General features: G+C 66.5%; 22 protein-coding genes and 1 tRNA gene. 12 read left to right on the forward strand and 11 right to left on the reverse strand.

Annotated elements, in window-relative coordinates:
• Window positions 1–66: 66 nt before the first annotated feature.
• A complete protein-coding gene (gene rpmA / locus AC07Q9_RS05060; protein WP_013543198.1) occupies window positions 67–327 on the reverse strand; it encodes a 50S ribosomal protein L27 in 261 nt (86 codons plus the stop codon).
• Between the two features lie 12 nt (window positions 328–339).
• Complete coding sequence (rplU, locus tag AC07Q9_RS05065) at window positions 340–651, reverse strand: 50S ribosomal protein L21 (RefSeq protein WP_042578903.1); 312 nt, start codon at window positions 649–651, stop codon at window positions 340–342.
• Between the two features lie 182 nt (window positions 652–833).
• Between rplU and AC07Q9_RS05070 the strand changes: the two genes are divergently transcribed.
• The 10 genes from AC07Q9_RS05070 (at window position 834) to AC07Q9_RS05115 (ending at window position 10,263) form a co-directional block, all read left to right on the forward strand.
• The gene (locus tag AC07Q9_RS05070; RefSeq protein WP_062474516.1) at window positions 834–1,826 is read left to right on the forward strand and encodes a polyprenyl synthetase family protein; all 993 of its coding nucleotides are present in this window, start codon (window positions 834–836) and stop codon (window positions 1,824–1,826) included.
• Between the two features lie 49 nt (window positions 1,827–1,875).
• Window positions 1,876–1,952, forward strand: a tRNA-Pro gene (locus AC07Q9_RS05075).
• A 115-nt stretch (window positions 1,953–2,067) separates the two neighbouring features.
• Window positions 2,068–3,801, forward strand: coding sequence for a type IV-A pilus assembly ATPase PilB (gene pilB, locus AC07Q9_RS05080; protein WP_495301050.1), 1,734 nt, complete (start codon window positions 2,068–2,070; stop codon window positions 3,799–3,801).
• A 24-nt stretch (window positions 3,802–3,825) separates the two neighbouring features.
• A complete protein-coding gene (locus tag AC07Q9_RS05085) occupies window positions 3,826–5,055 on the forward strand; it encodes a type II secretion system F family protein (RefSeq protein ID WP_495307761.1) in 1,230 nt (409 codons plus the stop codon).
• Window positions 5,055–6,020 (forward strand): prepilin peptidase, encoded by a 966-nt coding sequence (locus AC07Q9_RS05090; RefSeq protein ID WP_495307764.1) that lies wholly within the window; start codon window positions 5,055–5,057, stop codon window positions 6,018–6,020. Before AC07Q9_RS05085 ends, AC07Q9_RS05090 begins: the two co-directional genes overlap by 1 nt.
• Before the next feature lie 13 nt (window positions 6,021–6,033).
• On the forward strand, window positions 6,034–6,645 hold the full coding sequence (gene coaE, locus AC07Q9_RS05095; RefSeq protein WP_495307766.1) for a dephospho-CoA kinase: 612 nt from the start codon (window positions 6,034–6,036) through the stop codon (window positions 6,643–6,645).
• A 76-nt stretch (window positions 6,646–6,721) separates the two neighbouring features.
• Complete coding sequence (locus tag AC07Q9_RS05100; protein WP_489059802.1) at window positions 6,722–8,215, forward strand: MBOAT family O-acyltransferase; 1,494 nt, start codon at window positions 6,722–6,724, stop codon at window positions 8,213–8,215.
• A gap of 6 nt (window positions 8,216–8,221) precedes the next feature.
• A complete protein-coding gene (locus AC07Q9_RS05105; protein ID WP_390346177.1) occupies window positions 8,222–9,253 on the forward strand; it encodes an alginate O-acetyltransferase AlgX-related protein in 1,032 nt (343 codons plus the stop codon).
• A gap of 36 nt (window positions 9,254–9,289) precedes the next feature.
• Window positions 9,290–10,045: a cell division protein ZapD gene (zapD, locus tag AC07Q9_RS05110; protein ID WP_489059805.1), complete on the forward strand. Its 756-nt coding sequence runs from the start codon at window positions 9,290–9,292 to the stop codon at window positions 10,043–10,045.
• A gap of 8 nt (window positions 10,046–10,053) precedes the next feature.
• Window positions 10,054–10,263: a DNA gyrase inhibitor YacG gene (locus AC07Q9_RS05115; protein ID WP_492677258.1), complete on the forward strand. Its 210-nt coding sequence runs from the start codon at window positions 10,054–10,056 to the stop codon at window positions 10,261–10,263.
• Window positions 10,264–10,308: 45 nt separating this feature from the next.
• On the opposite strand, the gene AC07Q9_RS05120 is transcribed toward AC07Q9_RS05115, so the two are convergent.
• The 5 genes from AC07Q9_RS05120 to secA are packed head-to-tail and all read right to left on the reverse strand — an operon-like array spanning window position 10,309 to window position 17,680.
• The gene (locus tag AC07Q9_RS05120) at window positions 10,309–12,273 is read right to left on the reverse strand and encodes an acyltransferase family protein (RefSeq protein ID WP_495307774.1); all 1,965 of its coding nucleotides are present in this window, start codon (window positions 12,271–12,273) and stop codon (window positions 10,309–10,311) included.
• 37 nt (window positions 12,274–12,310) lie between these two features.
• Window positions 12,311–12,760: an NUDIX domain-containing protein gene (locus AC07Q9_RS05125; RefSeq protein WP_495307777.1), complete on the reverse strand. Its 450-nt coding sequence runs from the start codon at window positions 12,758–12,760 to the stop codon at window positions 12,311–12,313.
• On the reverse strand, window positions 12,757–13,632 hold the full coding sequence (locus AC07Q9_RS05130; protein ID WP_495307779.1) for an ATP-binding protein: 876 nt from the start codon (window positions 13,630–13,632) through the stop codon (window positions 12,757–12,759). The genes AC07Q9_RS05125 and AC07Q9_RS05130 overlap by 4 nt, the downstream gene beginning before the upstream one ends.
• Window positions 13,629–14,858 (reverse strand): bifunctional glutamate N-acetyltransferase/amino-acid acetyltransferase ArgJ, encoded by a 1,230-nt coding sequence (gene argJ / locus AC07Q9_RS05135; protein ID WP_495307781.1) that lies wholly within the window; start codon window positions 14,856–14,858, stop codon window positions 13,629–13,631. The genes AC07Q9_RS05130 and argJ overlap by 4 nt, the downstream gene beginning before the upstream one ends.
• Window positions 14,859–14,893: 35 nt before the next feature.
• Window positions 14,894–17,680, reverse strand: a complete 2,787-nt coding sequence (gene secA, locus AC07Q9_RS05140) for a preprotein translocase subunit SecA (RefSeq protein ID WP_495301041.1) — start codon at window positions 17,678–17,680, stop codon at window positions 14,894–14,896.
• Window positions 17,681–17,884: 204 nt separating this feature from the next.
• Between secA and AC07Q9_RS05145 the strand changes: the two genes are divergently transcribed.
• The gene (locus AC07Q9_RS05145) at window positions 17,885–18,193 is read left to right on the forward strand and encodes a DciA family protein (protein WP_056578205.1); all 309 of its coding nucleotides are present in this window, start codon (window positions 17,885–17,887) and stop codon (window positions 18,191–18,193) included.
• 27 nt (window positions 18,194–18,220) lie between these two features.
• Here AC07Q9_RS05145 and AC07Q9_RS05150 read toward each other — a convergent pair whose 3' ends face one another.
• The 4 genes from AC07Q9_RS05150 to AC07Q9_RS05165 form a co-directional block, all read right to left on the reverse strand.
• The gene (locus AC07Q9_RS05150) at window positions 18,221–19,453 is read right to left on the reverse strand and encodes a threonine synthase (RefSeq protein ID WP_489059815.1); all 1,233 of its coding nucleotides are present in this window, start codon (window positions 19,451–19,453) and stop codon (window positions 18,221–18,223) included.
• A 104-nt stretch (window positions 19,454–19,557) separates the two neighbouring features.
• Window positions 19,558–20,250, reverse strand: coding sequence for a PA4824 family protein (locus AC07Q9_RS05155; RefSeq protein WP_495307783.1), 693 nt, complete (start codon window positions 20,248–20,250; stop codon window positions 19,558–19,560).
• 90 nt (window positions 20,251–20,340) lie between these two features.
• Entirely contained in the window at window positions 20,341–21,372 is a 1,032-nt protein-coding gene (locus AC07Q9_RS05160; RefSeq protein WP_495307785.1) for a response regulator, read from the reverse strand.
• Complete coding sequence (locus AC07Q9_RS05165; RefSeq protein ID WP_495307786.1) at window positions 21,369–25,019, reverse strand: hybrid sensor histidine kinase/response regulator; 3,651 nt, start codon at window positions 25,017–25,019, stop codon at window positions 21,369–21,371. The genes AC07Q9_RS05160 and AC07Q9_RS05165 overlap by 4 nt, the downstream gene beginning before the upstream one ends.
• Before the next feature lie 78 nt (window positions 25,020–25,097).
• On the opposite strand from AC07Q9_RS05165, the gene AC07Q9_RS05170 reads away from it, so the two are divergent.
• Complete coding sequence (locus tag AC07Q9_RS05170) at window positions 25,098–25,400, forward strand: urease subunit gamma (protein ID WP_062474548.1); 303 nt, start codon at window positions 25,098–25,100, stop codon at window positions 25,398–25,400.
• The last annotated feature ends 8 nt before the right edge of the window (window positions 25,401–25,408 follow it).

Raw genomic sequence — 25,408 nt, forward strand, 5'->3', positions numbered from 1 at the left:
TCCAGTTTACAAATGAAGAAGCCCCGGCAATGCGGGGCCTCGGAAAGATCGAAGTGACTGCGGGGCTTAGGCCGCGGGCGTCACGTTGACCATGTGCTTGTTCAGCGCACCCTTGTGACCGAACGACACGTGGCCGTCGACCAGGGCGAAGAGCGTGTGGTCCTTGCCCACGCCGACGTTCACGCCGGGGTGGAACTGGGTGCCGCGCTGGCGCACGATGATCGAGCCTGCGCTGATCAGTTCGCCGCCGAAGGCCTTCACGCCGAGCATCTTGGGCTTGGAATCGCGCCCGTTTCGCGTGGAGCCGCCGCCTTTTTTCTGTGCCATGGAATGTGCTCCTTAGCCGGCGATCGCGCCGATTTGCAGTTCGGTGAACTGCTGGCGATGGCCTTGACGTTTCTGATAGTGCTTGCGACGGCGCATCTTGAAGATGCCGACCTTGTCGTGCTTGCCGTGCGACAGTACTGTGACTGTCACCGTTGCGCCGGACACCAGGGGCGTACCAACCTTGATTTCAGCGCCGTTTCCGACAGCCAGAACCTGGTCGATCACGATTTCCTGGCCTACGTCCGCAGCAATCTGTTCTACTTTAATTTTTTCGCCGGAAGCAACGCGATATTGCTTGCCGCCGGTTTTTATGACCGCGTACATGTAAACCTCTTAGAAATGAGTCCCCGCAGCGAATTCCGCAGAGCCCAAGATTATAGCGCGGTTTGCGATCGCTCACCACCCCGACTCTGAGACACGCCTGGGATTCGTGCACGGCTCCCTATAATTCCGGCGTTCCGGCCCCCAGGGCCGCCCTCATCTTCGCAGCGCCCCGCGCCTTCGCTTTGCCAGTTCCCGCCGCCGACACCTCCCCCACCGCCACCGTGCTGGACCTGATTGCCGGCGACATGGTCGAAGTCGACCGTGTGATCGCCCAGCGCCTCAACACCGGCGTCCCGCTGGTCAGCCAGGTTTCGCAATACATCATCTCGGCGGGCGGCAAGCGGCTGCGGCCGGCGCTGCTGCTGCTCATGGCAGGCGCACTCGGCTACACCGGCGACCAACGCTTCAATCTGGCGGCCGTGGTGGAGTTCATCCACACCGCCACCCTGCTGCACGACGACGTGGTCGACGAATCGACCCTGCGCCGGGGCCGCGCCACCGCCAACGAATCCTTCGGCAACCCCGCCAGCGTGCTGGTGGGCGACTTCCTGTACTCGCGCGCCTTCCAGATGATGTTGGATGCAAACAACATGCGCATCATGCAGATCTTGGCCGAAGCGACCAACGTGATTGCGGAAGGTGAAGTGCTGCAACTGATGAACATGCACGACGCCTCGCTGGACGAAGCGGCGTATCTGCGCGTGATCCGCTCCAAGACCGCCAAACTCTTCGAGGCGAGCACCCGGCTGGCAGCCGTGCTGGCCGGCACCACGCCCGAAGTCGAAGAGGCCTGCGCCACTTACGGGCAAGCACTGGGCACCGCCTTCCAGGTGATCGACGACGTGCTCGACTACGCGGGCGACGCCCAGGAAACCGGAAAGAACGTCGGCGACGACCTGCGCGAAGGCAAGACGACCTTGCCGCTGATCTTCGCCATGCAGCGCGGCACGCCCGAACAGAGCGCGCTGGTGCGCGCCGCCATCGAGGCCGGCGACACTGCCCAGCTGGGAAAAATCGTCGAGATCGTTCGCGAAACGGGCGCGCTGGAAGCCTCGCGTGCAGCGGCCGCGGCAGAGGCCGAACGCGCAATTCATGCATTGCGCGACCTTCCGTCGAATTTGCACGCTTCAGGTTTGCTACAATTAGCGGCTCAGTTGCTTGAGCGACGTGCCTGAACACCTCACCAGAGTTGACCTCTAGGACGATTTCATTTTTGCAACCAATCGGGGTGTAGCTTAGCCTGGTAGAGCGCTACGTTCGGGACGTAGAGGCCGGAGGTTCGAATCCTCTCACCCCGACCAGTTTTTCTCGACTGGTCCAGTTAATGTCAGCTCCTGTTGCTGTGTAACGATTTACAGCACAGGCGTGTTCAGCGATGATCGTGAAGCACTTTTTCACATCTTTTGCATTCGCTGAATGGCCGCTGCCGAAATTCCCGTTAAAGAAACTACGCAGATCGCCCTTCCCGGCTTGGCGCGCGCCTTGGTGTCCGCCGGCAAGCTTGCAGCGAAATCAGCCGAAGATATCTACCAGAAGTCACTGAGCGGGCGCACGAGCTTCATCGCCGAATTGACCGGCACCGGTGCCGTCTCGGCCGCAGACCTCGCCCACACCCTGTCAAGCGCTTTCGGCGCCCCACTGCTCGACCTCGATGCCATCGATCACCAGCGCCTGCCCAAGGACCTGCTCGATCCGAAGCTCTGCCATGCGTACCGCATCGTCGTTCTCAGCAAGCGCAACAACCGCCTGATCGTCGCAACGGCCGACCCATCGGACCAACAGGCTGCTGAAAAAATCAAGTTCGCCTCGCAGATGGGCGTGGACTGGGTCATTGCGGAGTACGACAAGCTCTCTCGCATGATCGAGGCCGCTGCGGTCAGCGCGGCGGAGTCCATCAACAGCATCGTCGGCGCCGAATTCGAGTTCGACGATGTCACGGCCGACACCTCGGGTGACGCCAACGAACAGGCCATCGCCGAGGTCGAAGACGCACCTGTGGTGCGCTTCCTGCACAAGATGCTGCTCGACGCCGTGAGCATGCGGGCCTCGGACATCCACTTCGAGCCCTACGAACACCACTACCGGGTGCGCTTCCGGGTCGACGGCGAACTGCGCGAAATCGCCTCCCCGCCCACGGTCATCAAGGACAAGCTGGCCTCGCGCATCAAGGTCATTTCCCGGCTCGACATCTCGGAAAAACGCGTGCCGCAAGACGGCCGCATGAAGCTCAAGATCGGTCCCGACCGCGTGATCGACTTCCGCGTGAGCACGCTGCCCACGCTGTTCGGCGAGAAGATCGTCGTGCGTATCCTGGACCCGAGCAGCGCGCGCATGGGCATCGATGCCCTGGGCTACGACGCCGACGAAAAGGAACGACTGCTCCACGCCATCGGTCGCCCCTATGGCATGGTGCTGGTGACCGGCCCCACGGGTTCGGGCAAGACCGTGTCGCTGTACACCTGCCTGAACCTGCTCAACCAGCCGGGCGTCAACATCGCGACGGCGGAAGATCCGTCGGAAATCAACCTGCCTGGCGTCAACCAGGTCAACGTCAACGAGAAGGCCGGCCTCACCTTCGCGGCGGCGCTGCGTGCCTTCCTGCGGCAGGATCCCGACATCATCATGGTCGGCGAAATCCGCGACCTCGAAACCGCCGACATCTCGATCAAGGCCGCGCAGACCGGTCACCTGGTGCTGTCGACGCTGCACACCAACGACGCCCCAACCACCCTCACGCGCATGCGCAACATGGGCATCGCACCGTTCAACATCGCGTCGAGCGTGATCCTGATCACCGCGCAACGCCTCGCGCGCCGGCTGTGCATGCTGTGCCGCGCGCCGATCGATATCCCGCGTGAAGCCCTGCTCGAAGCCGGCTTCAATGAGGAAGACATCAACGGCACCTGGAAGCCCTACCGCCCGGTCGGATGCGCCGCCTGCAGCGGCGGCTACAAGGGCCGGGTCGGCATCTACCAGGTGATGCCGATTTCGGAAGCCATCCAGGAAATCATCCTGCGCGATGGCAGCGCACTGGACATCGCGAACCAATCCGAAGCCGAAGGCGTGCGCTCGCTGCGCCAGTCCGGCCTTCGCAAAGTCATGCAGGGCCTCACTTCGCTCGAAGAAGTCGTGGCCTGCACCAACCTATAACGAACACACTGAACCGGAGATCGAATGGCAACAGTGGCACCCTCCCGCTCGCAGGTCACACACAAGGAATTCGTCTTCGAATGGGAAGGCAAGGACCGCAACGGCAAGCTGGTGCGCGGCGAGCTTCGCGCCGCCGGGGAGAACCAGGTGCAGGCGGCACTGCGTCGCCAGGGCGTGCTGGCGTCCAAGATCAAGAAGCGCCGCATGCGCTCGGGCAAGGCGATCAAGCCCAAGGACATCGCCATCTTCACGCGCCAGCTCGCGACCATGATGAAGGCCGGCGTGCCGTTGCTGCAGTCCTTCGACATCGTGGGTCGCGGCAACGCGAACGCGAGTGTCGCCAAGCTGCTGAACGACATCCGCAGTGATGTCGAGACCGGCACCTCGCTGTCGGCCGCGTTCCGCAAGTTTCCGAAGTATTTCGACAACCTCTACTGCAACCTGGTGGAAGCCGGTGAGGCGGCCGGTATTCTGGAAGACCTGCTCGACCGTCTGGCCACCTACATGGAAAAGACCGAGGCGATCAAGTCGAAGATCAAGTCGGCACTGATGTACCCGACCTCGGTGGTCGTCGTGGCCTTCATCGTGGTGGCGATCATCATGATCTTCGTGATCCCCGCGTTCAAGGAGGTGTTCACCTCGTTCGGTGCCGACCTGCCCGCGCCGACGCTGATCGTGATGGGAATCAGCGAGTTCTTCGTTTCCTACTGGTGGCTGATCTTCAGCGTGCTCGGCGGCGGCATCTACTTCTTCCTGCAAGCTTGGAAGCGCAACGAGCGCGTCCAGAAGGTCATGGACCGCCTGCTGCTGCGCCTGCCCATCTTCGGCGCGCTGATCGAAAAATCTTGCGTGGCCCGCTGGACCCGAACGCTCGCCACCATGTTCGCAGCCGGCGTGCCGCTGGTGGAAGCCCTCGACTCCGTGGGCGGCGCCTCGGGCAACTCCGTGTACGGCGATGCCACGGCCAAGATCCAGCAGGAAGTCTCGACCGGCACCAGCCTCACGACGGCCATGACCAACGTCAACCTGTTCCCCTCGATGGTGATCCAGATGACCGCCATCGGTGAGGAGTCGGGCTCGATCGACCACATGCTCGGCAAGGCCGCGGACTTCTACGAGTCCGAAGTCGACGACATGGTCGCCGGACTCTCCAGCCTGATGGAACCCATCATCATCGTGTTCCTGGGCGTCATCATCGGTGGCATCGTGGTGTCGATGTACCTGCCCATCTTCAAGCTCGGCCAGGTCGTCTGATGCTGGTGTCGCAAGGGTTCGACACCGCGCTGGCCGGTGTGCTGGGGCTATTGGTCGGCAGCTTCCTGAATGTGGTGATCTACCGCACCCCGGTCATGATGTACCGGGGCTGGCTGAGCGATGCGGTCGCCAACCTCATGTCGTCGAAGGACATGCCATCGCTCTGGTCGCTGGTCTTCGGCCCGAAGGCGAAGCCGCCCGCGGGCCTCGAAGCGGCGGCGGACAAGGCGGCCGAAGCCCTCGAGAAGCTGCCGCCTTTCGACCTGTCGCGCCCTGCGTCTCGGTGCGGTGCCTGCGGTCACAAGATTCGCTGGTATCAGAACATCCCCGTGCTGAGCTACCTGCTGCTGCGTGGCCGATGCGCCAGTTGCAAGACCTCGATCAGCCCCCGCTACCCTCTCGTTGAGCTCATCACAGGCGCGCTGTTCGCCCTGTGCGCATATCGCTTCGGCCTCACCCCCACCGGCGCACTGTGGGCGGCCTTCGGTGCCGTGTTGATCTGCCAGTTTCTCATCGACTTCGACACCCAGTTCCTGCCCGATGCGCTGAACTACCCGCTGCTCTGGCTCGGTCTGGTCGGCGCCGCCATGGGCTGGACCGGCGTTGCCCTGAGTGCCGCCGTCTGGGGCGCCGTGTTCGGCTACCTGAGCCTGTGGCTTGTGTACCATGGCTATCGCTTGGCCACAGGCAAGGAAGGCATGGGACATGGGGACTTCAAACTGCTCGCCGCATTGGGCGCCTGGCTCGGCGCCGACTACCTCATCGCGATCATCCTCGTCTCCTCGGTGGTGGGCGCCGTGATCGGCCTCACGCTGCGCTTTGCCGGCAAGCTGGCCCACAAGGACATTCCCATCGCCTTCGGCCCCTTCCTGGCCGGTGCCGGCCTGATCTGCCTCGTGGCCGGTCCCGCCGTCGTGAAGCAGTGGATCCCCTTCGCATTCCCCTTCGGGGCCCTGGCGCTCTAGGAACAGCAGCGGCATGGCGGTGAAGCGCATCGGCCTGACCGGCGGCATCGGCAGCGGCAAGAGCACGGTCGCAGCGCTGCTGGTGGCTGAAGGGGCGGTGCTGGTCGACACCGACGCCATCGCACGCAGCATCGCGCAGGCCGGCGGCATTGCGATGCCCGCTCTCGAGGCCGCGTTCGGCCCTTCCGTCATCGCCTCCGATGGCAGCCTAGATCGGGCCGCCATGCGCCAGTTGGTATTCACCGATGCAGGCGCCAAGACCCGCCTCGAAGCCATCCTGCACCCGCTGATCGGCACCGAGACCCAGCGCCAGGCCGCCGCGGCCGGCAACGATGCCGTCGTCGTGTTCGACGTGCCCTTGCTGGTTGAATCCGGCCGCTGGCGCGCCCTTGTGGACCGCGTGCTGGTGGTCGATGCCTGCGAAGACACACAGCTGCAGCGTGTGGTCGCACGCTCGGGATGGACGCCCGAGGCCGTGCGCGCCGTGATCGCCCAACAGGCCCCGCGCAAGGCACGCCGGGCCGCCGCTGACGCCGTGATTTACAACGAGTCACTGACGCTCGCGGAACTGGGCACCGAGGTGCGGGGTCTCTGGAAGCTGTGGGCCGCGGCCACCACGCGATAATCGGAGACCAGCCGCCCCGGCGGCTCTATAACGATTACGACAAAAAGGCGCTCGCCACTGCAGTGCCCTCCCCGAGATGCTTTTCAACTCGTATCCCTTCATTTTTGTCTATTTCCCGCTGGTCCTGATCGGGTTCTTCCTGATCGGCAAGCGCAACACCCGCGCCGCCGCCGGCTTCCTCGGACTGGCCTCGCTGTTCTTCTACGGCTGGTGGAGCATGCAGGCCCTGCCGCTGCTGCTGGGCTCCATCTGCGTCAACTACTGGTTCGGCCTGCAGCTGACACCCGCGCCGGGCCGCAACGACCGCAAGCGCAAGACGCTGCTGATCACCGCGCTGGTGATCAACCTGGGCGTGCTGGCCGTCTTCAAGTACGCCAATTTCTTCCTGGAAAACGTCGACGCCGGGCTGGTCGCGGCGGGTCTCACGCCGATCGACCTGGTGCACATCGTGCTGCCGATCGGCATCTCGTTCTATACCTTCACGCAGATCGCCTTCCTGGTCGACTGCTGGCAGGGCAAGGTGCACGAGCGCAGCTTCATCCACTACATGCTGTTCGTCACCTACTTCCCGCACCTGATCGCGGGCCCGGTGCTGCACCACGCGCAGATGATGCCGCAGTTCGCGAACCCCGCGACCTACCGGATGGACCCGAACAAGGTCGCCATCGGCCTCACGATCTTCGTCTTCGGCCTCGCCAAGAAACTGCTGATCGCCGACCCCATGGGGCAGTACGCCGACCTGATGTTCAACGGCGTTCACAAGGGCATCGAGCCCACGCTGTACACCGCGTGGTTCGGCGCGCTGGCCTACACGCTGCAGATCTATTTCGACTTCTCGGGCTACTCGGACATGGCCGTGGGCCTCTCGATGTGCCTGGGCGTGCAGCTGCCGCTCAACTTCCGCTCACCCTACAAGTCGACCAACATCATCGAGTTCTGGCGCCGCTGGCACATCTCGCTGTCGACCTTCCTGCGCGACTACCTTTATGTGCCGCTGGGCGGCAACCGCAAGGGCCCGGCGCGGCGCTACCTGAACCTGTTCCTCACGATGCTGCTGGGCGGCCTGTGGCACGGCGCGGCCTGGACCTTCGTGGTCTGGGGCGCGATGCACGGCGCGTTCCTGATGGTCAACCACCTCTGGAACGCCAAGGTCCGTCGCAACGCCACCCCGGGGCGCATCGCGCGCGTGCTGGGCTGGCTGCTGACCTTCCTGTGCGTGGTGGTGGCCTGGATCGTCTTCCGCGCCGACGGCATGAACACAGCCATGTCGATCTACAAGGGCATGCTCGGCCTGCACGGCGCGCCGGCCTCGGCGTTCAGCGAATTCGGCAAGGTGCCGTTCCGCAAGCCGGAGTTCTTCCAGCTCATGCTGGTGGCGATCGTCATCTGCCTGACGCTGCCGCCGACCATCACCCTGGAACGCTGGATCCCTCATCCGAAGTCGATGGCCGGCCGTCCGGTGATGGCCCGCCTGTCGACCGTGGTGCTCGCCATCGGTACCTTCGCACTGTTCGCGTGGTGCGTTTCGAAGCTGGGCGGCTACAGCCCCTTCCTCTATTTCCAATTCTGATTCGACATGACGACGACCACGACGCCCGCGAAAGTCTGGCTGCGGTTCTTCCTCTTCGGCTACTTCGTCCTGATGGCCCTGTGGATCATTTCGCTCACCAGCCCGGTGCCCTACGGCGACCTCACGCGCATCGGACGCCTGTCCGAACGCGAGTTCGGCTGGCGTGACCCACCACCCAAGGTCGACCCGGTCTACCTTGCCAGCACGCCCATCGAACAGGCGGACGTGATGGTCGTGGGCGACAGCTTCTCCATGACGCACCGCTGGCAGTCCGTGCTCGCCAAGGCCGGCTACCGGGTCTCGACCTCCTACTGGGGCCAGTACGGCGAATCGCTGTGCGGCGACTTCAGCCAGTGGGTCCACGACTCCGGCTTCAAGGGCAAGCTGGTCATCATCGAAAGCGTGGAGCGCCTGCTGGACATGCGCATGCGCTACAGCGAGCGCTGCAAGGACGGCAAGACCATCTTCCCCTACAGCGCCAAGGCCGAGCCCCTCATCGAGCCCGACGAGACCGTGCCGGCCTTCGCGCCCAACTGGGAAGTCCAGTACATGACCGGCGTCGTGACCTACTACCACACATGGAAGGCCAAGAACTCGCCGGTAGACACCTATTTCGATCGTGACACCTGGGTAAGGAAAGTCCCCGACGGTTGCAAATTCTTCTCGCATCGCCAGTGCGACCGGATGCCCTTCTTCCAGGAAGACGAAGACAATGGCCCGTTGACCCTCGACACGCTGGCGCGAATGAAGAACTTCACCGCTGCGCACAGCACCATCCCGCTCCTGTGGATGGTGGTGCCCAACAAGACCACGGTCTACCTCAAGCCCGATTTCTCGAAGGACTTCGAAAGCGGTTTGCGCGATGCGAAGCTCGGCCCCGACCTTTACGCCTTCACCCGCGAAAAGCACACGCAGATCCGCGACTTCTACTTCTCGAACGACACGCACATGTCCATGCACGGACAGCTCGCGCTAGGCGAGCGCATGCTGGCCGCCGTGCGCGAAGTGATGCCCACACCCCCTTCCAAATCGCCCTGAAGTTATGATTCCGCGACAGGAAACCGACAAATACGCGTGATCCTCTACGAGTACCCCTTCAACGAGCGCATCCGCACGTACCTGAGGCTGGAGCATCTGTTCCGTCGTCTCGGGGAACTGGTGCCCTCGGAATCGCCGCTTTCGCACCACTACGCCCTGGTCACGATTTTCGAGATCATGGACGTGGCGGCACGCGCCGACCTCAAGGCCGACGTGCTGCGCGACCTCGACAAGCACAAGAACGTCTTCAACAGCTACCGGGGCAATCCGGCCATTGCCGAGACGGTGCTGAACCAGGTCGTCGACCAGCTCGAGCGCAACTTCAGCGCGCTCAACGGCGTCGCTGGCAAGGCGGGCCAAGCGCTCACCGAGAACGAGTGGCTCATGAGCATCCGCAGCCGCGCCGGCATTCCCGGCGGCACCTGCGAGTTCGACCTGCCCGCCTACTACGCCTGGCAGCACCGCACGCCGGCCAGCCGCCGCGCCGACCTGGAACGCTGGTCGAACACGCTGTCGCCGCTGGCCTCGTCGATCTACCTGCTGCTCAAGCTGCTGCGCGACGCCGACGTGCCCTACAAGGTGATCGCCACCCACGGGCAGTTCCAGCAGAACCTGCCGCAGGGACGCAGCTTCCAGCTGCTGCGGCTGCGCATCGATCCCAAGCTGGGCCTGGTCCCGGAAATCAGTGGCAACCGCCTCATGGTCTCGGTGCGGCTTATGCGGCACGAAGCCGACGACCGCCTGCACCCGAGCACGGGGGACACCCCCTTCGAACTGACGCTTTGCGCGTGAGGCCCGGCGTGAGCACGAAGAAAGAAGACGAGCGCATCGTCCGCTGCCCGAGCTGCGGCGGCGACAGCATCTACGCCGAACGCAACCCGTTCCGGCCGTTCTGCAGTGCACGCTGCAAGGGCATCGACTTCGGTGCCTGGGCCAGCGAAGAGTTCAGGATGCCGGCGGAGGCGCCGCCTGACGAAGAGCCCTTCGGCGATCCCAAACTGACGCAATAGGTTGTTGTCCAGCGGCGCCGCAGCCCCAGGGCTGCGAGGTCGCCGTCAGTTGGCCGTCGCGGGCTGCACGCCCTCTTCCAGGAACACCTTGTCCAGGTAGGTCGCAAACTGCCGCGTGAACGCAGGCCGCAGGTGGCCGTGGTCCTTGTAGGCGGGCGCACCATCGGGCATCGTCCGCGGGCACTGACCGTCCTTGCACAGCGCGCCCAGCACGTCGATCGCCTCCGCGCCGCTGGCGGCCGCGATCTGCAGGAGCCGCTGGTTGAGCTTCACCTGATCGGCCAGCACGGGCGCGGTCGGCGAATTGCCCACCACCGACAGCGTGCGCAGGCGGCTGCCCTCGATCATGCGGCGGGGTTCGAAATCATCGCCCAGCGCGTTGTCCAGCAGCAGGTAGACCTTTTTCTTTTGCTTGACCAGCTCGGTCACCCACGCCTGCAGCGCCACCAGCGAGGGCTCGATGCCGGCGCGGTCGCCGCGGGTCAGGGAGAGCGACGCGCCGTTCTGGCGCAGCACGTAGTCCAGCGGGAACTCGCCCGTGAAGTAGCAGTTCCAGCAGCTCCCGATCACCACGGTGTCGATCTGCGGGTCGCGCGCCATCGCCATCCACTGGTCACGGGCCGGGCCACAGCCGGGGTTCTGCTCGGCAAAGACGTTCGGAATGGCCGGGCACGCGCCATAGGTGAAGAAATAGGTCGTCGCCATGCGCTCGGGCGCGATGCGTGCCAGCTCTGCGGCGCGCGGGCCGTACTCGATGACGTGGCTGTCGCCGATCAGCAGCACCTTGCGAGCACCGTTGCCGATGCGGTTCACCGCGTAGGGTCCGAAGTTTTCCGAAGAAAAGCCGGCGTAGTAATCGCCGTCCACCGTCGCGTCGGTCACCTTCTGCAGCAGTTCGCTGTTGTGGCGTGCCGGCAGGCCGTTCAACACGGCCAGGCCCGCCACCGCAACGAAGGCGCCCGTTCCCACGAGGCTGCGCAGCATGCCCACGCCCACGCGAGCCCGGGTGAACCGCTCGATGAAGCGATAGGTCAGCCAGGCCAGCAGCACGCTCGCGACCACCATCGTCACACGCGTGGCCACCGACAACTCGGCGCCCTTGATGATCCGCTCGAACACCAGCAGCGGCCAGTGCCAGAGGTACAGCGGATAGCTGATCAGGCCGATCCACACCATCACGCGGTTGGAAAGGAAATACTTGTTCAGCACGCCCGTCGGGCCGGCCGCGATGCAGCTCACCGCGCCCAGGGTCGGCAGCAGCGCCCACCAGCCCGGGAAGGCCTTGTCGCTGCGGATCATCACGAGGCCGAGCACGATCAGGCCCACGCCCAGGACCGACTGCACATGGCTGCGCCAGATGTTCGGCACCGAAGGCTTCAGCCGCATGCAGGCCAGGATGCCACCCACCATCAGTTCCCAGAAGCGCGAGGCCGGCGAATAGAAGGCCGCCGTGCGGAACGGGTGGATCGTCGTCACGTTGATGAGGAACGACACCACCGCCAGCACCCACAACACCCGCACGATCGGCCAGCGCCGGCGCCAGGCCAGCCCGAGCAGCAGCGGCCAGAAAATGTAGAACTGCTCCTCGATGCCCAGCGACCACAGGTGCAGCAGCGGCTTGGTCTCGGCGGCCGTGTCGAAGTAGCCGGCCTCGCTCCAGAAGACGAAGTTGGCCACGAAGGCCACGCCGCCCAGCGCCTGCTTGCCCAGCTCGACGAACTCCTTGTTCAGCAGCACGAACCAGCCGAAGGCGAGCACCGCCGCGAGCACCAGCATCAGCGCCGGGAAGATCCGGCGGATGCGTCGCGCATAGAAATCGCGGTAGCTGAAATCGCCGGCCGCGTGGCTCTGCATGATGATCGTCGTGATCAGGAAACCCGAGATCACGAAGAAGATGTCGACGCCGATGAAGCCGCCAGGCAGCAGCTTCGGAAACGCGTGAAAGATGACGACCGAGGCCACGGCCACGGCGCGCAGGCCGTCAATGTCGGCACGGTACTTGGGATGCATGTCTCTTACTTCTCGACCACGGTCTCGCCGTGCAACGTCAGGCGAGGGTCGACACCGCCTCGGCGGCCGACGCGGGCAGCCCGCGCTCCTCGACCAACCACTGCAGCACCGGCAGCGCGCCCGGCAGCACCGGCGCCACCTCCAGCGGCAGCTGCTGCCAGGCCATGGCCTGGCTTTCGCGCATTTCGAATTCGCCGGTCCAGTCCGTCACCTTGCACCAGTGCAGGCGCACCAGCGCGTGCGGGTAGTCGTGCTCGGTGACCTTCCAGACCTCGGCACCGCCGATGGTGATGCCCAGCTCTTCCTGCAGTTCGCGGCGCAGGGCCTCTTCGACCGTTTCACCGGCCTCGATCTTGCCGCCCGGGAACTCCCAGTAGCCCGCATAGGCCTTGCCTTCGGGCCGCGTGGTGAGCAACAACGCATCGTCGGCCAGCCGGATCAGCACGCCGACGGCCACTTCGGTGTGCTTGCGCGTCACCTCGCTCACGCGCCGGCCCGTCCTGCGTAGTCGCGCGCGAACTGGTAGGCCACGCGACCGCTGCGCGAGCCGCGCTCGAGCGCCCACACGAGCGCCTCGGGCCGCGCCGCCGCGATGGCCGCGTCGTCGACGCCGAACGACGAGAGCCACTGGCCCACGATCGTCAGGTATTCGTTCTGGCTGAAGGGGTAGAAGCTCACCCAGAGGCCGAAGCGCTCCGACAGCGAGATCTTCTCTTCGATCACCTCGCCCGGATGCACCTCGCCGTCGTCCGTGTGCTTGTACGTGAGGTTGTCCTTCATGTACTCGGGCAGCAGGTGGCGCCGGTTGCTGGTCGCGTAGATCAGCACGTTGGGCGTCGAGGCGGCAATCGATCCGTCCAGGATCGACTTGAGCGCCTTGTAGCCCGGCTCGCCCTCGTCGAAGCTCAGGTCGTCGCTGAAGACGATGAACTTCTCGGGGCGCTGCGACACCACCTCGACGATGTCGGGCAGGTCGGTGAGTTCGGCCTTGTCGACCTCGATCAGGCGCAGGCCCTGCGGCGCGTAGGCCTGCAGGCAGGCGCGGATCAGCGACGACTTGCCCGTGCCGCGTGCGCCGGTCAGCAGCACGTTGTTGGCCGGCTTGCCTTCGACGAACTGGCGCGTGTTGCGCTCGATCTTTTCCTTCTGGACGTCGATTTCCTTGAGCGAATCGAGCGCCATCGTGGCCACGTGCTTCACGGGCTCCAACACGCCATGGCCGGAGTTGCGACGGCGGTAGCGCCAGGCGATGGACGCATTCCAGTCGGGAGGGGCCGACAGCGGCTGCGGCAGGATCGATTCGATGCGGCCGATGAGCTGTTCGGCGCGCTCGATGAGCTTCTGGAACTGCTCGTTCATGACCGGTAGTCGGCGTTGATGGTCACGTACTCGTGGCTGAAGTCGCAGGTCCACACGGTGTCGCTGGCGGTGCCGCGGCCCAGGCCGATGCGCACGGTGATTTCGCTCTGCTTCATCACGCGCTGGCCGTCTTCCTCGCGGTACGACGGGTTGCGCCCGCCCTTCACCGCCACATGCACGTCGTCCAGGAACAGGTCGATGCCGGTCTGGTCGAGGTCGGCAATGCCGGCGTAACCGACGGCCGCCAGGATGCGGCCCAGGTTCGGGTCGCTGGCGAAGAAGGCGGTCTTGACCAGCGGCGAATGCGCCACGGCATAAGCCACCTGGCGGCACTCGGCCCCGTCCTTGCCGCCATCGACGTGGATGGTGATGAACTTGGTCGCGCCTTCGCCGTCGCGCACGATGGCTTGCGCCAGCAGGCGGGCCACGTCGCGCATTGCGGCCACGAGCGCCTGGCCGTCGGCCGAGTCGAGCGAGGTGATGGTCGTGTGCGCGGCCTTCTGCGTGGCGATGACCACGAACGAGTCGTTGGTCGAGGTGTCGCCGTCGATGGTCACGCGGTTGAACGAGGCGTCGGCCAGCTGCGTGGCCAGCGGCTGGATCAGCGCCGGGTCGATCTTCGCGTCGGTCGCCATGAAGCCAAGCATGGTCGCCATGTTCGGGCGGATCATGCCGGCGCCCTTGCTGATGCCGGTGATCGTGACCGTAGCGCCGCCGATCTGCACCCGGCGGCTGAACGCCTTGGGGATCGTGTCGGTGGTCATGATGCCTTCGGCGGCACGGGCCCAGTTGTTTTCCGACGCGTCGGCCAGCGCGGCCGGCAGGCCGGCTTCGATGCGGTCCACGGGCAGCGGCTCCATGATCACGCCGGTCGAGAACGGCAGGATCTGCTCGGGTGCCAGCTCCAGGTGACGTGCCAGCGCGATGCAGGTGGAACGCGTGCGCATCAGGCCGTCTTCGCCGGTGCCGGCGTTGGCGTTGCCGGTGTTGATCACCATCGCGCGAATGCCGTAGCTGGCCTTCAGGTGGTCGCGGCAGACCTGCACGGGCGCGGCGCAGAAACGGTTCTGCGTGAACACGCCGCCGACCGCCGAACCTTCGTCGATCAGCACGACGGTCAGGTCCTTGCGGTTGGCCTTACGCACGCCGGCTTCGGCCACGCCGATGCGGACGCCGGGCACCGCGAACAAGGCGGCGGGATCGGGAGCGGACAGGTTCACGGGCATGGGATTTCTCTCAATGAAAGGTGCGGGACTTCAGCTCAGCTCAGCTTGCCGTGGCACGCCTTGTACTTCTTGCCGCTGCCGCAGGGGCAGGGGTCGTTGCGGCCGACGCGCGCAAAGGCGGCGGCTTCGGCGCTCAGGGCGCCCGTGCCGACGGCCGCCAGGCGACGCTGGTTCTCTTCGTCGACGCGCACCTCGACCTCGCCGGTCTCGGTGGGCGCGGTGTAGGTGATGTTCGAGACGTTCTCGCCGCGGCTTTCCATTTCCTCGGCCGCCTGCTCGAGCTGTTCGCCCGACTGCACGCGCACCGTCATGAGCTGGCGGGTGACTTCGTTCTTGACCGAGTCGAGCAGCTGGCCGAAGAGCTCGAAGGCCTCGCGCTTGTATTCCTGCTTGGGCTGCTTTTGCGCATAGCCGCGCAGGTGGATGCCCTGGCGCAGGTAGTCGAGCGAGGCCAGGTGTTCGCGCCAGTGGGTGTCGATGCTCTGCAGCAGCACCATGCGCTCGAACTGGGTGAAGTTCTCCTGGCCGATCAGCGTGACCTTGGCGTCGAAGCTCTCGTTGGCGTAGGCCACGATCTTCTCGACCACTTCCTCGTCGGAGATGGCATCGGCGGCCTCGACCTGCTGCTTGAGCGGCATGTCGATGCCCCACTCGCTGAACAGGCTCTTCTCGAGGCTGTCGAGGTCCCATTGCTCTTCGACCGATTCGCGCGGCACGTACTGGCGCGCGAGGTCGGTGAAGCAGCCTTCGCGCAGCGCGGCGATCTGCGCCGTGAGGTCGGCCGCGTCGAGGATGTCGTTGCGCTGCTGGTAGATCACCTTGCGCTGGTCGTTCGACACGTCGTCGTACTCGAGCAGCTGCTTGCGGATGTCGAAGTTGCGCGCCTCGACCTTGCGCTGCGCGCTCTCGATGCTGCGCGTGACGATGCCGGCCTCGATGGCTTCGCCGTCGGGCATCTTCAGGCGGTCCATGATCGCCTTCACGCGGTCGCCCGCGAAGATGCGCATCAGCGGATCGTCCAGGCTCAGGTAGAAGCGCGAGGAACCCGGGTCGCCCTGGCGGCCCGAACGGCCGCGCAGCTGGTTGTCGATGCGGCGCGACTCGTGGCGCTCGGTGGCGATGATGCGCAGGCCGCCCAGCGACTTCACGAACTCGTGGTCCTTGGTCCACTCGGCGCGCACATGGGCGATGTCGGCCTGCTTGGTGGCTTCGTCGCGGCCTTCGTCGTTCTCGATCGCCTCGATCATCTTCTCGATGTTGCCGCCCAGCACGATGTCGGTGCCGCGGCCGGCCATGTTGGTCGCGATGGTGATCATCTTCGTGCGACCGGCCTGCGCGACGATGTCGGCTTCGCGGGCGTGCTGCTTGGCGTTGAGCACCTGGTGCGGCAGGCCTGCCTTCTCAAGCAGGGCGTCGATGATTTCCGAGTTCTCGATGGACGAGGTGCCCACCAGCACCGGCTGGCCGCGCTCGTAGCACTCGCGGATGTCCTGGATGGCCGCTTCGTACTTCTCGCGCGTCGTCTTGTAGACGCGGTCGAGCTGGTCGTCGCGCTTGCTGATGCGGTTCGGCGGAATGATCGTGGTCTCGAGACCGTAGATTTCCTGGAACTCGTAGGCCTCGGTGTCGGCCGTGCCGGTCATGCCGGCCAGCTTGCCGTACAGGCGGAAGTAGTTCTGGAAGGTGATCGAGGCCAGCGTCTGGTTCTCGGCCTGGATCTCGACGCCTTCCTTGGCTTCCACGGCCTGGTGCAGACCATCGCTCCAGCGGCGACCGCTCATGAGGCGGCCGGTGAATTCGTCGACGATGACCACTTCGCCCTGCTGCACCACGTAGTGCTGGTCGCGGTGGTACAGGTGGCGGGCACGCAGCGCAGCATTCAGGTGATGCATCAGCGTGATGTTGGCCGGGTCGTACAGCGATGCGCCCTCGGGAATCAGCTTGAGCTCGCCCAGGATGCGCTCGGCGTTCTCGTGGCCGTCTTCGGTCAGGAACACCTGGTGGGTCTTTTCGTCGACCGTGAAGTCGCCAGGCACCGTGACGCCCTCGCCCGTGCGCGGATCGGCTTCGCCTTCCTGCTTCTTGAGCAGCGGCACCACCTTGTTGATCGCCAGGTACAGGTCGGTGTGGTCTTCGGCCTGGCCGCTGATGATCAGCGGCGTGCGGGCCTCGTCGATCAGGATGGAGTCCACCTCGTCGACGATCGCGAAGTTCAGGCCACGCTGCACCCGGTCGCCGGGCTCGTAGACCATGTTGTCGCGCAGGTAGTCGAAGCCGTACTCGTTGTTCGTACCGTACGTGATGTCGCTGCCGTAGGCGGCCTGCTTTTCCTCGCGCGGCATCTGCGGCAGGTTGATGCCGACCGACAGGCCCAGGAAGTTGTACAGGCGGCCCATCCAGGTCGCGTCGCGGTTGGCCAGGTAGTCGTTCACCGTGACCACGTGCACGCCCTTGCCGGACAGCGCATTCAGGTACACGGGCAGCGTGGCGGTCAGCGTCTTGCCTTCGCCGGTGCGCATTTCGGAGATCTTGCCGTTGTGCAGCGCCATGCCGCCGAGCAGTTGGACGTCGAAGTGGCGCATCTTCATGACGCGCTTGGAGCCTTCGCGCACGGTGGCGAAGGCTTCGGGCAACAGGTCGTCGAGCGACTCGCCCTTGGCGATGCGGTCCTTGAATTCCTGCGTCTTGGCGCGCAGCGCGTCGTCGCTGAGCTTTTCGAATTCGGGTTCGAGCGCATTGATGCGCGTCACCGTCTTGCGATACTGCTTGAGGAGCCGGTCGTTGCGACTGCCGAAGATCTGGGTCAGGAAGTTGGTTGCCATGGGCGTGGAGAGGGGCGGGCACCTGACACGACAGGCACTGCGACCGGATTCCCTAAGATATGGTGAAAGCAGTTGGGCGCACCTTCTTCGAATGCAAGCTTGGCAAGTCTCGAAGTCGGATGGCCCCGTTCCGGAACAAACGCCGACGCACGCGTCGGCAAACCGGGCATTTTAGCTGTCTTGTTTCTAACCCCTGGATTACCCATGTATCGCCGACTTCCCCCCGCCATTTCACTGCACGAAGCTGCGGCAGGCGCCCCCACCCTGGGGAGCCTGATGGCGCGCGCGCGGGACACGGCCGAGCGGCTGAAGGCGATCGAAGGGTTGATTCCGCCGGCCATGCGCGCGGCCATCCAGCCGGGGCCAGCCGAGGGCGACGTGTGGTGCCTGCTGGTCAAGGGCAGTGCCGCAGCCGCCAAGCTGCGCCAGCTGTCGCCGATGCTGGTCACGCGGCTGAAGAACCGGGGCTGGGACGTCGCGACGATCCGCATCAAGGTGTACACGGGGCGCTGAGCCCCGTAGCCGCACGGCACGCGCCGCTCAGGCAACAGCGCGATCGGGCCAGCTCGGATCGCTCGACGCGTCGGAGGTCAGCACCAGCACGACGTGCGCATCGGCCGCAATGGTCTCGGCCTCGCGCAGTTGCCGCACCGCCCCCAGGCCCGCTGCTGCCGCCAGCTCGGCGCTCACGCCGGCCGCAGTAAGCAGCCGCCGCGCCGCGCGAGCTTCGTCGTCGCCCACCACCACGGCACCGCCGCCGCTGGCCGTGGCGGCCTGCCATTGCAGATAGGTGACCGTCGCGCCCGCGCTCGACAGCTGCGCCGTGCGACCGGGGTAGCTGCCGTTGAGCGCCCCGCCCTCAAGCACGCGCGACAGCCGCGGGAAAGGCTCGACCAGCCACATCCGCGGCAGGCGCGCGATGCGCCCCGCCGCCAGCAGGTCACGAAAGCCCGCGTAGATGCCCCAGGCCATGTCGCCGCGCCCGGTCGGCACCACGACGTGGTCGGGCAGGCCGCCGTCCTGCAGGCACTCTTCGGCGATGGCCTTGTAGCCCTCCACGCCCAACGGCGCGCTGCCGAGCGCCGGCAGGCGGTAGTTGGAGAGCGCGAAATAGCCCGGGTACTGCGAGCGCTCGCGCACGAAGCCCCAGCGGCCGGTGTTGTCGGCGAACACGTAACGCCGCGCGCCCAACGCGTCGAGCTGCCGGGCATAGGTGGCGGGCATCGCCTCGTAAGTGGCCACTTCGCAACCGAGCCCCGCGGCCCACGCGTAATGCGCCGCCGAGACCGCCGTGTTGCCCGACGAAGCGAGCACCAGCGTGTGGGCGCCGGCGTCCAGCGCCTGGGCCACGCCCATCGCGGTCAGCCGGTCCTTGGGCGAGCCGGTCGGGTTGCGCGATTCGTCCTTGATGCTCAGGCGCGCCACGCCGAACTGCTGCGCGAGATCGGGCATGTCGTGCTGCGGCGTGTTCCCCTCGCCGAGCGAAAAGCCCTGCACGTAGGGCATCGGCACCACGTCCGGGCCCCCGGGCCGGTAGCTGGCGCGCAGCCCGACGTGAAAGCCGGCCTGCCGGCAGGCCGGGCAGCCGTCGTTGGCGAGCGTGACCGGGTACAGCGTGTCGCAGCGCAGGCACTGCAGCCCCTGCAGGCGCGGGTTGCGCTGCGGCGTGAACGAGCGGCCGAGCACCCCGGCCGGCCGGCCCGGCAGGAAGGTCTGCGCGGGGTTCTCCGGCGGCGCGGTGAACTTGAAGTCCAGAACGGGCGATGGGGTCACGGATCGTTGACTCGTTAATAAATGTGACCGAATCTTATTCAAAATCAACGAAATCCACGATACGGGAGTTCATCCCATTGCAGTGGATTTCAGATTTCCTTCACTTATTTCCACGTGAATTCGTGGTTCAGCCCGATCACCACGCCGCGCACGCCCTGCGGCCCGGTGCGTGAGGTGCTGATGTCGACGCTGATCAGCGGCGTCAGGCTGAAGCGGCCGCCCACGCGCGAGGTCCACAGGCCCCCTGCCCGGTTGCGCTCGGCGATCAGCGACACGGCGTCGTTCAGCGCCCACTCCACCGCCAGGCCGCCGCGCGGCGTGCGTGCGCCGGTGCCCAGCGCCCAGTCGGCGCCCAGGTTGGCGTGGAATTGCAGGCTGTCGGTGGGCCGCCAGGTGAGCGGCACGACCAGCTGGCCGCCCCAGCGACCGCCACGCCGCAGGTCGGCCACCGCGCCCATCGACACGGCGGCGCTGAAAGGCGCGTCGGCGGCGGTGCCGGCAAAGGTCCATTTGAGCTGCGGGCCGCCCGTGACCGAATGAACGCCCTGCGCCGAGAGCCGGTCGAAGTTCAGCCCCAGCTCGACCGGCCCGACCCGGCAGGCCGGCCCGACATGGAAACCCGTCGTGACAGGCTCGGCGCCGCTGCGGCCCCACCAGGTTTCGTACTGGCACTGGCCGGGATCGAGCGTGCCGGCATCGTCGACATCGAAGTGGCCGGCGGCCTGCGCGCCGAGGCCCGGCAACGCCGCGACGGCGGCAACGAGCAGGCGTGCGGTGCGTTTGTTGTTGTTCTTCATCTCGTGCTTCCCTCAGAGAGCCCTGCCTCATTCTAGGAAGCCGGAAAGTCCACGCCATGACGCGGCGCGGCCCTCGCACCCTTCACGACCTCAGAACTCGAACTGCGGCTGCAGCTCGCGGATGCGCTTGATCGCCACGCCGGCTGCTGCCGTGCGCGTCTCCACGCCCAGCTTCACGTACACGCGCTCCAGGTGCTTCTTGGCGGTGGCCGGGCTGCTGCCGAGGATTTCGCCGATGTCCTTGTTGGTCTTGCCCTTGACCACCCAGTACAGCACCTCGGCCTCGCGCGCCGTGAGCTTCAGGCTCAGGCTCATGGCCTCGATCACGGCGGTGTCGGACACCTCGCGCATGACGATCATCCATTCGTCGCCGGCGTCGTCCTCGCCGGTCTGGCGGTGCAGCCGCAGGCTCAGGCTGCGCGCGCCCTGCGCGATCACCAGCGCGGGCGGCTCGATGCCGCGTGCGCGGGCGTCGGGCGCGTGCTGGCGCAGCCAGCCAAGCACGGCCGGCGGCGTCTCGGGCGCCTGCGTCTCGCAGTAGCGCGCCAGCAGCTCGCGCGCCAGCGCCGTCTGCCAGATCAGCCGCCCCTCGGGCAGCCGCACGGTGATGCTCGCGTAGCCGAAGGCGTCGAGCGCATTGCGCGCCTGCCCGGCCTGGTGCGCCTCCTGCCGCGCGCGGCGGGCGCCCTGCAGGTGCACGTTCATGCGCGCCAGCACTTCCTTCGGCTTGATCGGCTTGGTGACGTAGTCGACCCCGCCCGCCTCGAGCGCGGCCACGAGGTGCTCGGTTTCGGTGAGGCCCGTCATGAACACGATGGGGATGTGCGCGGTGGCCGCATCGGCCTTGAGCCGGCGCGCCACCTCGAAGCCGTCGATGCCCGGCATCATCGCGTCGAGCAGCACGATGTCGGGCCGTGCCTGCGCGGCGCGCTGCAGCGCCTGCTCGCCGTTCGTGGCGATGAGCACGGTGTAGCCCGATTCGTCGAGCGCGTCGTGCAGCACGGCGAGGTTGTCGGGCACGTCGTCGACGATCAGCACCAGGTCGCCGTGGGAGCCCTGCTGCTCTCGCAGCGTCCGGGCGAGCGGCGAAGCGGGCAGGGTCGGTGGAGACAACAGGGTCATGCGGCGCCCTCGGCGGCTTCGGCCAGCGCGCGGCCCATGGCCTCGAACTGGAACTGGCGGGCCAGCGCGCGCTGGGCCTCGGTCCACGCGGCGCACTCGGGCTGCGCGGCGTCGATGTCGTCGAGCTGGTTCATGATGCCCCGGAAGTAGCCCAGGCTCACCGCCTCGTCGAGCGCGCGCAAGCGCGCCAGCGACGGCGGCTGCATCGCGCGCGGCGCGGCCGCGGCGGGCGCGGGCCGGTCGGCGGTGTCGGTCCACTGCAGGGCCAGCCGACGCTCCAGCCAGTCGAGCAGTTCGGTGTGGCGCACAGGCTTGACGAAGAAATCTTCGGGCGCAATGCCCACGTCGTTGTCCAGCCCCTTGTCGAAAGCGTTGGCCGAGACGATGGCCACCGACGCCTCGGCCAGCCCCAGCTTGCGCGCGCGGCGGATGGTCTCCCAGCCGTCGATGCCGGGCATCGCGAGGTCGACGAACATGGCGTCGGGCCGGTAGCCGGCGGCGATGAGGTCCAGCGCATCGTGCCCGCTGGCCGCACTGCGCAGTTCGAAGCCCAGCGGCGCGAGCACATGGCCCAGCAGCTCGCGGTCGGCCTCCTCGTTGTCGACCACCAGCAGGCGCCGGCGCGCGCCCTCGTAGCCGCGCCGCGCGCGCGGCGCCGGTGCAACGCGCGCACTGCCCGCGACCGCCTCGTGCACCCGCGGCAGGAACAGCCGCACGCAGAACAGCGAGCCCTCGCCCGGCGTGCTGCGCACCTTCATCTCGCCGCCCATCAGGTCGGTCAGCATCTTCGCGATGGTCAGGCCCAGGCCCGCGCCCGGCGCCGACGACACCGCCGCGTGGCCGCGCGCGAAGGGCTCGAAGATGCGCTCGATGTCGGCCGCCGTCATGCCCGGCCCGGTGTCCTCGATCTCGATGGCGGCGAACTCGCGCGCGTACGAAATGCGCAAGGTCACCTGCCCCGCCGCCGTGAACTTGATCGCATTGCCCAGCAGGTTGATGAGGATCTGGCTCACGCGCTTTTCGTCGGCGCGCACCACGTCGGGCAGCGTGCCTGCCGCCTCGAAACGGAAGCGCAGGCCCTTCTCGGCCGCTTGCAGCTCGAACATGTCGGCCAGCTCGCGCATCGCATCGGCAAAGCGCATCGGCCGCGCATCGAGCGTGAGCTTGCCGGCCTCGATGTGGGCGATGGCCAGCGTGCCCTCGATGAGCGACAGCAGGTGCTCGCCGCCGCGCTTGATCACGGCCACCGCCTGCTGGCGGTGCGGCGGCACCGAGTGGTCTTCGCCCATGAGCTGCGCGTAGCCCAGGATGCTGTTGAGCGGCGTGCGCAGCTCGTGGCTGATGGCGCTGATGTAGCGGCTCTTGGCCTGGTTCGCGAGGTCCGCCGCGCGCCGCGCCTGGTCGGCCGCGAGCTTGGCGTGCTCGGCGATCTCGCGGGCCTCTTCGGCGCTCTGCTTGGCGTCCTGCAGTGCGCGGTCGGTCTCGCGGTGCAGGGCAATCTCGCGCACCAGCAGGTGGGTCTGGCGGTTCGACTCTTCCTGCGCCACCTTGCGGCTCTGGTGCGCCAGCACCAGCCACCACGCGACGATGCCCGCGATGACCAAGAGCGCCATGTAGGCCTTGAGAAAACCCGAGCGCAGCGACGCCTGCTGCACCGCGACCAGCGCCCCGCCCACGTCGGCCTGCGCCGCCAGCGCGAGTGCGCCTTCGCTCAGGGCCCGCAGCTCCTGCTGGTAGAGCACGCCGAACACCACCGCCAGCAGCGGCACGATGACCAGCATCAGCAGCAGGAAGTGCCCGAGCCCCGTGTCCAGGTAGCGCCAGCTGCGGCGCGGCAGCAGCCAGCGCAACACCGCGGACCACTGCGCCGACAGGCTCGCGTGCGGCTTGCACAGGTCGCCGCAGCGCGCGTCGAGCGTGCAGCACAGCGAGCAGATCGCGCCCTGGTAGGCCGGGCAGTGCGCCATGTCGGGGCCTTCGTACTCGCGCTCGCAGATCACGCAGTGCTGCACCTTCAATCGCTGGTAGCTGCCACCCTCGTCCGGCGAGGGTTCGACCCGCGCCCAGCGCACCTTGCGCCCGCCCGCGGCCGGCGTGAACAGCACCGAGCCGCCCGCGTCGGAGGTGCGCGCCAGGTAGTACTTGCCGCCCGTGGCCCACGCCAGCAGCGGCGACGCGACCAGCGCCGTGCCCAGCGCAATCAACGCAGAGAAGGCCTGCGCCAGCGGCCCGAACACGCCCAGGTGCGCGGTGATCGACAGCACCGACGCCAGCGCCATCGCGCCCACGCCCACCGGGTTGATGTCCCACAGGTGCGCGCGCTTGAACTCGATGCCCGGCGGCGACAGCCCCAGCGGCTTGTTGACGACCAGGTCGGCCACCACGGCCATCATCCAGGCGATGGCGATGTTGGCGAAGAGCCCCAGCACATCGCCCAGCGCCTCGAACACGTTCATCTCCATCAGCATGAAGGCGATGAGCGCGTTGAACACCACCCACACCACGCGCCCCGGATGGCTATGCGCCACGCGCGAGAAGAAATTGCTCCAGGCCAGCGAACCGGCATAGGCGTTCGTCACGTTGATCTTCAGCTGCGAGACCACCACGAACAGCGCCGTCGCCGCCACCGCCCAGCCGTAGTTCGGAAACACGTACTCGTAGGCCGCCAGGTACATCTGGTTCGGATCGACCGCGCGCTCCACCGGCACCATGTGCGTGATCGCCAGGTAGGCCAGCGCCGCGCCGCCCAGCATCTTGACCACGCCCAGCACCACCCAGCCCGGCCCGCCAGCCAGCACCCCGGCCCACCAGCGGCGCGCCGTGCCCGCGGTGCGCGCCGGCATGAAGCGCAGGTAGTCGGCCTGCTCGCCCATCTGCGTGATGAGCGCGATGCCGACCGTCAGCGCGGCACCGAACAGGTGCAGGTTGAATCCTTGTGCGCCCGACTTCGCCCCTCCGTAGTGCGTGATGCCCGCGAACGCACCAGGATCGCGCACCAGCACGAAGACAAAGGGCACCACCAGCATCAGCAGCCACAGCGGCTGCGTCCACAGCTGCAGCCGGCTGATCACCGACACCCCGTGCGTGACCAGCGGAATCACCACCAGCGCACACACCAGGTAGCCCCACACCGGCGGAATGCCCAGCGCCAGCTCGAGCGCATAGGCCATCACGGCCGCCTCGAGCGCGAAGAAGATGAAGGTGAAGCTCGCGTAGATCAGCGAGGTGAGCGTGGAGCCGATGTAGCCGAAGCCCGCGCCGCGGGTGAGCAGGTCCATGTCGACGCCGTAGCGCGCCGCGTACACGCTGATCGGCAGTCCGGCCAGGAAGATGATGAGCGCCGTGACCAGGATCGCCCAGAAGGCATTGGCAAAGCCGTACTGCACCAGCAGCGTGGCGCCGACCGCCTCCAGCACCAGGAACGAGGCCGCCCCGAACGCCGTGTTGGCCACCCGCCATTCGGACCATTTGCGAAAGCGCTGCGGCGTGTAGCGCAGCGCGTAGTCCTCGAGCGTTTCGCTCGCGACCCAGCTGTTGTAGTCGCGCCGCACCTTGACGATGCGCTGGGGGGCGTCGTCGGTCAGGAGAGGTGGGTCGGCGGGATTCACACCGTTTCGGTGCAGCTTCCGTGCCACCGGGTACGGCATTTGGCGAACAGGGCACGACTGTTGCAAAGCCACAGCCTTGCCCATAATCACCGACCGCCACCCGACCCCACTCCCGCCATGGAACTGACCCCGCGCGAAAAAGACAAGCTGCTGATCTTCACGGCGGCGCTGCTGGCCGAGCGCCGCAAGGCGCGCGGGCTCAAGCTCAACTACCCGGAAGCCGTCGCGCTGATCACCGCCGCCGTGATGGAAGGCGCCCGCGACGGCAAGAGCGTCGCCGAGCTGATGAGCGAGGGCCGCAGCGTGCTCACCCGCGCCGACGTGATGGACGGCATCGCCGAGATGATTCCCGACATCCAGGTCGAGGCCAGTTTTCCCGACGGCACCAAGCTCGTGACCGTCCACCAGCCGATCGTCTGAACCTCCGC

This window comes from Variovorax sp. GW821-FHT09A10, assembly GCF_059418385.1.